General features: G+C 39.4%; 5 protein-coding genes and 1 rRNA gene. 3 read left to right on the forward strand and 3 right to left on the reverse strand.

The features are described from left to right. Positions 1-56: 56 nt before the first annotated feature. Both H6G59_RS04350 and H6G59_RS04355 read right to left on the reverse strand, forming a co-directional pair. Positions 57-2,414, reverse strand: a complete 2,358-nt coding sequence (locus H6G59_RS04350; RefSeq protein WP_190711910.1) for a ComEC/Rec2 family competence protein — start codon at positions 2,412-2,414, stop codon at positions 57-59. A gap of 127 nt (positions 2,415-2,541) precedes the next feature. Continuing rightward, positions 2,542-3,030: a DUF4079 domain-containing protein gene (locus tag H6G59_RS04355; protein WP_190711911.1), complete on the reverse strand. Its 489-nt coding sequence runs from the start codon at positions 3,028-3,030 to the stop codon at positions 2,542-2,544. 288 nt (positions 3,031-3,318) lie between these two features. Between H6G59_RS04355 and H6G59_RS04360 the strand changes: the two genes are divergently transcribed. After that, on the forward strand, positions 3,319-3,585 hold the full coding sequence (locus tag H6G59_RS04360) for a hypothetical protein (RefSeq protein ID WP_190711912.1): 267 nt from the start codon (positions 3,319-3,321) through the stop codon (positions 3,583-3,585). Positions 3,586-3,809: 224 nt separating this feature from the next. After that, a complete protein-coding gene (locus H6G59_RS04365) occupies positions 3,810-5,186 on the forward strand; it encodes a lipoxygenase family protein (RefSeq protein WP_190711913.1) in 1,377 nt (458 codons plus the stop codon). 61 nt (positions 5,187-5,247) lie between these two features. On the opposite strand, the gene glyQ is transcribed toward H6G59_RS04365, so the two are convergent. Next, entirely contained in the window at positions 5,248-6,132 is an 885-nt protein-coding gene (gene glyQ / locus H6G59_RS04370; RefSeq protein ID WP_190711914.1) for a glycine--tRNA ligase subunit alpha, read from the reverse strand. 309 nt (positions 6,133-6,441) lie between these two features. On the opposite strand from glyQ, the gene H6G59_RS04375 reads away from it, so the two are divergent. Beyond that, positions 6,442-6,541: ribosomal RNA gene (locus H6G59_RS04375) — 16S ribosomal RNA — on the forward strand; the annotation flags it as partial.

The raw sequence follows: 6,541 nt of genomic DNA on the forward strand, positions 1-6,541 counted from the left end.
ATCATAATAGCATCTGGATTCAGGATATTATGGCTACGCTGCTATCCCCAAACTTCTTACAAACCTGAAGATTTGTTTTCTTGTACTTGAACAAACCCTTCAAAGTCACCATTGGGTGTCCATTGAATAGCTCCATCTTTGCCTGTGAAGAACAATTTTGTGTTTCCTGTATTTAATGCAGACATAGTTTCTCTATCCAGGTTATTAGAAGTAGCGATCGCAACTTGTGGTTTTAGTGCTAGAACTAAATCCTTCAAAGATTCCGATGGACACCAAAGCACTTGCGGACGAGATAAACCCCCTGTTTTGACTAACTCTGCTATTTGTTGAGACTTGGCACTGCTTACTAATAACCAATTTTGTCCAAAAATCTGTAATCGTAAAATAGGTAATTTCTCATTGACAAATTGAGCAAGAGTCGAACCAGTATTCACAGTTTCTCCTAATGTTAAAGGTTGATAAAATCCTTGATGCTTTTGCAGTTTTTGTTGAATTGCTTGAGATTCAATATTATTTTCTAGCCCAGAGGAATAGGCGTAAAACTTTTTAATCGGTAAGTTCTGTAGAACTTCTAACCAAGCATCACTTTGATTAGGTAAGAATTTACTCGCGATCGCCCAATCTATGCGATTAATACCCTGTTGCTGTAGAAACGGTAGAATAGTGAATCTTCCTGTACCTTCATCCCCGCTATTAATTAGAGTGACTTGGCCTCGATCTTGAATGATCAAAACTGGTTCAGTATCCGTTGTTAATAATGTGATTCGTAATAAATTACTCGCAGAATGCCAAACTGGGATGAGTACTAAAGCCACAGAAATTAAATAAGCAAACCACCATCTTTTTTGCCACCACCGCACTAACCAAGTAGATATAATTAATCCGTAAACCATCAGCATTTGCCAAGTAGATATACTACCAACTGCAATTGAGCTTCCAGGTAGATTTGCAAAAAATTCGGCTAGTTGAATTAACCAATGGGTTGGGTAATATAAAAAACTCGCTACAGTACTTCCTAAATCTGGCAAGATTAAACTTACTAAACCGCTAATCATGCCACCGATACTAATAACAGAAATTAATGGGGTAGTGATGATATTCAATGGCACACTGTAAACTCCTACCACACTAAACACCTGTAACAGTAGCGGTAAAGTCCAAATGGTAGCAGCTAAAGGAACAGAAATTAAAGATGCGATCGCAGGTGGTAACCAATCCAATCGTTTAGTGATTGGTGATGCGGTGACAATTAATCCCAGTGTTGCCAAAAAACTGAGTTGAAAGCCTAAATCCCAAATCCAGAGAGGATTAAATAACAATAATAGTGTAGCTGCCAGTAGCAATGACCCCAATTGCTGAACTTTCCTATCTAAGGCCAAACCAATCAAGGCTGCAAAACCCATAATTACGGCTCTCAGTACCGCAGCCTGAAACCCTACTAAACAGAGGAAAATAACTAAACCCAATGAGCCGAGAATAATCTGTGTTCTCTTTTTTGCACGCCTTGTCAGTTGTAAAATTACACCCAAAATTAAGGAAGTTTGAAACCCAGACGCTGCTAAAGCATGAGCTAACCCCACCTTCACAAATAAATCACGAATATCGTAGGGTAAATCAACAGCTTTATTACCCAAAACCATAGCACTGACAAGTGGTCCTTCGGGAACACCCAACCAACGAACTTGCGATCGCACAATTTGCTCCCTTAAGAGCCACCAGCCCCATTTTCTCTCTTCATCAATGAAATTTATCTGTTTACCAATCAAACCCGCAAAAATACCTTCCTGTTTTAAATATTTCTGAAAGTCAAAAGCACCTGGATTTAATGCTGCTTGCGGTTTATATAAAATCCCTGTCACAGCAATTTGTTGAGCAGGGTATAAACCAGTAACCTGAAGTATGGGTACTGTCACATATAATTTACCTGTTACCCCTTTTGGTGCCTCTGCTGGTCTTGTGGCATTTTTTACTTCATCCATCTGTGTCACTTCCAGCAAAAACTGTCCCCGCTGACTGCGAGTCAAACGGGGATTACTAGCAACTTTGCCACGTACAATCACCAATTGTTCTTGATTACTATTATTTTCCCCAGAAACAAACTGACTAATATCCTTAATCCCTGGTTGTGGTATCCGCAATTGAAAATATAAAGTTGCTAAAACCCCAACTAAGCCAGCTATTAGCCATACGTTAGGATGAGCAACATTTGTCCAACCGTTAGCTACTGACCTGCTTTTGGTCAGAGCATTTTCTTGTTTAAGGGTAAATTTCCGGGGATTAGCATATATTCTGGGAAATAGAATTGCTCCCACTGCACCCATAACCAACATCCATACACCACCCCAAGGAATTGCTGTAAACAGCAAGCCCAAAATATAACTAAGACAAATAATTATTCCACTAGTCTGCATCATAAAATTTTATTGCCAAAGCACTTAGCATTGAAAATACCCGATCAACTTTCCTGTAGAAAAGTTTATAAATACTTAATCTGCTTTTCACACAAATAATTCATCTTTGGTGGCTTTGGCAATAACATCATCACAAAGATATACCCAAATTTAACCCTAATACAGCATGAAGAAACATAATTCCCAGTGCTGTAGTCCCTAAATAAGCGTGAACCGCACGTAAACTGGCTTTGTTACCAAAAAATCCACTTAGAGAAATTACACCATTAATTAATAGCAGTATCAACACCAGCGAACCAGTCCAAAAGTGAGGACTTTCTAATAGTGGTTTTCGCTGCATCACCAACGACAAAACCCCACCAATGTATCCACCTGCCAAGAATACAAACAACCAAGGAGCTAACTGACGATGGGCGCTACGGTTTTTAATGGCTGCATCTTTATCCTTACCCTCCAGTAACTTACCACGCCAACCTGCCACTCCCACAAAAATCCCCACTACAAAAATCACAATTCCCATCATCACTGGATGTCCCCAATGCACAATCAGTTCAGGAACACCCAGTGAACGAAACCAAGCCGCAATTGGTTCTAGCAGTTCACTCAATTTTTCGCTCATCTTCTTTACTTTTCTTAAAGTTAACTAAGTTTAACCTAATTATGTCTTAAGTAATTTAATCAGTTTTTAATAAAAATACTTAAATTTTTTCTGTTTTCCTATCTATTACCAACAGAAAAAGATTGATTTTGAGTATTTAAGTCGTAATCATTAAGAAAATTAAAACATTTCTCACTTTTTTGACAGTAAGTAATACTATCGTCAATAGTTAAAAATTAGCAAACAATTAAATACAAAACAGTGTAAAAACCGAACTTAAGCCTATACAGCCGGGGAAAAATATTGCCTATGTTTCAAGATTTGCCAATTAAGCATCAAGATGATCCTCTGGTTCGGGATATTGATCTGGTCTTTCAGAAACTAATATCGGAAATTGCCTTAGCTTTTGAACAAGTGGTAAAGCAGGACGGGATGCGAGCAACCCATTCCTTTTTTGTCAGCAGGTTAAAAACCGTGAATGACCGTATATTTTACAAGTCCAGTTACGAGGAATTTAACCGTCTCTTGAGTGCAATGAATGAGCTAAAGATTGCACAATATTTTGGGATGAAGTAGTTTGCCCATTATGAAATATTCCATTAATTTCAGTTAAGTCAATCATTCCTAATGAAATTGCTAAACCACTACAATTCAATTTTTACAATGCTCCCGCAAATTTAGCACTGATATTAGCACAATCTAGCAAAGAAACAGGCTCGATTAATTATATATGCTCAGTCATATATTAAATTTTTGCGAATATACGTAACAAACAACAACACAACCCTGCTGAATTAATTATGAGTGCAAACACCAATTCCCCAAGCCCTAAAGATATCTTTGTCTACTACGGCACACCAGGAAAAGACATAGCGAGATTTGATTTCAATAGCCCGTTACCAGAAAATGTACAGCCTACACTTCATTATGCTGCGCTGACAAAAATGGTGACGCTTAATCCTCCGTCCGCAACACCACCAACACCTCCTTTATCGGGTATTTACGGCGTGCTTGGTATGATGGGAGCGAATGTTACTAAATGGATGCCAGCAAACTTAACCAGGTGTCATCCCCATAAATTCAGCAATGAATTTTTCGTAGAGCGTCGCTTAAATGGCTTTAACCCTGGTAAACTCAATCGAGTTCAGAGAAAACCTTGGCAATACGTAGTGCGCTACAATTGCGCTGATTATCAAAAAGATCCTGCTGGTATTTTGCCTGATGTCATCGAAGCTCGATTCATATTGAAAAAAGCTGAATTGCAAGTTCACTCAATTCAGTTTTCTTTAGATGGAATCACATCAACTCACGTTCCTAGTGATGAGAAGTGGGAATGGTCGAAAAAATTATTCCGCAGTGCTGAGTTTGTCTTCCACGAGATACAGTCCCATTTAGGGCGTACTCATATGAATATGGATCAGTACGCAATGGCATTTTATCGGAATATTGTGAATCATCCGATCAAACAACTGATTGAGCCTCATTTGGAAGGGTTGCTCAATATTAACAAACTTGGCGCTGCATTGATTATAGGAGAGACAGGTTTTATCCCTGAGGCCTCTGTAGTGAAGCCAACAGGAGTAGACGAAATTCTTACAGAGTATGTTAGCCAACTTTCTTACCATTGGAAACCCTCGATTCAAGCCTTACCAGATCGAATTGATAACAATCATTTTGACAAAGCTGCTTTGGCGATGTGGAATCTTTTAGAAGAATATGTCAGAAATTTCTTCCAAAAAAATAAAGCAGCTATCCAAGCTAATTGGTCAGAAATTGAAGGTATGTCCACAGATTTGATAGAACACTCAATTTTAAAACCAGAATTGGGAACTCTTGCTATTAAGAGCATCGACGATTTGAAGCAATTGTGCGTATATATTATCTATCACTGCACATTCTTCCATTCTTGGGTCAATAATAAGCAGTACGATGATGGTGGCGATATTGAATATACAGCTATCGGTCTATGGGATGATAAAAATCCTGCTTATGATCCTTTGAGTGTATTCAAAAAGAATGCCTCTCAAGTTACATTGATGTGGACGCTTTCTCATGTTCTTTATAATCCTGTCATGGAAGTTGGACCTGTGGAATTGAAGGAACTGATTTGGAAGAATCGTAAGAAAATTCAGCCTGGGATTCCACTGGAATTGATCATGATGAGCATTAACATATAACAGAAGATAGCCTCAGAGTTTGTGCGTTACCAGTTTAAACCCGGTAACGCTAACATTATTTCTATTTCGTACCAACAGTAGTCATCTGAAGTGGAAATCCCAACTTTTCTCTTTGCTCAACATACAAATGAGCCACCTTCCTCGCCAAATGCCGAATCCTCGTAATGTAGCGAGTTCTTTCTGTTACTGAAATTACACCTCGTGCATCGAGCAGGTTGAAACTATGGGAACACTTAATTACATAATCTAAGCTGGGTAAAACAAGGCCTCTCTCAGTTAATTGAGTAGCTTCCTGCTCATATAAGTTAAAGAGCGTCAGCAACATCTCTGGATTCGACGCTTCAAAATTGTAAGTACACTGTTCAATCTCACCCTGAAGATGAACATCACCATATGTAATATTGTCCGTCCACTGGATATTCGTAATTGCTTCCACCTGTTGGAGGTACATCACCAATCTCTCCAATCCATAGGTAATCTCAATCGACACCGGACGACAATCAATTCCCCCACATTGTTGGAAATATGTAAATTGAGTAATTTCCATTCCATCTAACCAGACTTCCCAGCCAGTACCCCAAGCCCCCACCGTTGCATCTTCCCAGTTATCTTCCACAAAACGAATATCGTGGTCTTCGGGACGAATACCCAACGCCCTCAACGAATCAAGATAGATTTCCTGGATATTATCGGGTGAAGGCTTAATCAACACTTGATATTGATAGTAGTGCTGGAAGCGGTTCGGATTTTCGCCGTAACGCCCATCTGTTGGACGACGACAAGGTTCAACATAAGCCACAGACCAAGGTTCTGGCCCTAACGCCCTTAAAAAAGTATGGGGGTTCTTAGTACCTGCACCCTTCTCCATGTCATAAGGTTGGGCAATTAAGCAGCCGCGATCGCCCCAAAACTGATGCAATATAGCTATTACTGACTGAAAATTCACGCTCTACTCTTCCTTAAGTCAACAATTCATAAACCATTGTTGCCTAAACCCAGCATTGTGAGCAGTTTTGAGCCGTTAAAAAAATTCCCAGAAAAAAGTTGGAAAAAGAGTTGACATTGTAAAGGAGGTTCGATATATTAAATAAGTGCCGGAGAGAGAACGCCGCAAAGCGAACTCGGAAGGACACCGAACCTTGAAAATATTATAGTTTGAAAGACAGTATACAACAAGTACCCTGCGTCAGTAAAGAAAATAACCTGACCGAGGTTGAAAAAGACGGTCAAGAGAGCTAAAAGAAGCAAACGAACCAAAACGGAGAGTTTGATCCTGGCTCAGGATGAACGCTGGCGGTATGCTTAACACATGCAAGTCGAACGGAATCCTTAGGGATTTAGTGGCGGACGGGTGA

The organism is Anabaena lutea FACHB-196, from assembly GCF_014698305.1.
Classification (GTDB): Bacteria; Cyanobacteriota; Cyanobacteriia; order Cyanobacteriales; family Nostocaceae; genus Anabaena; species Anabaena lutea.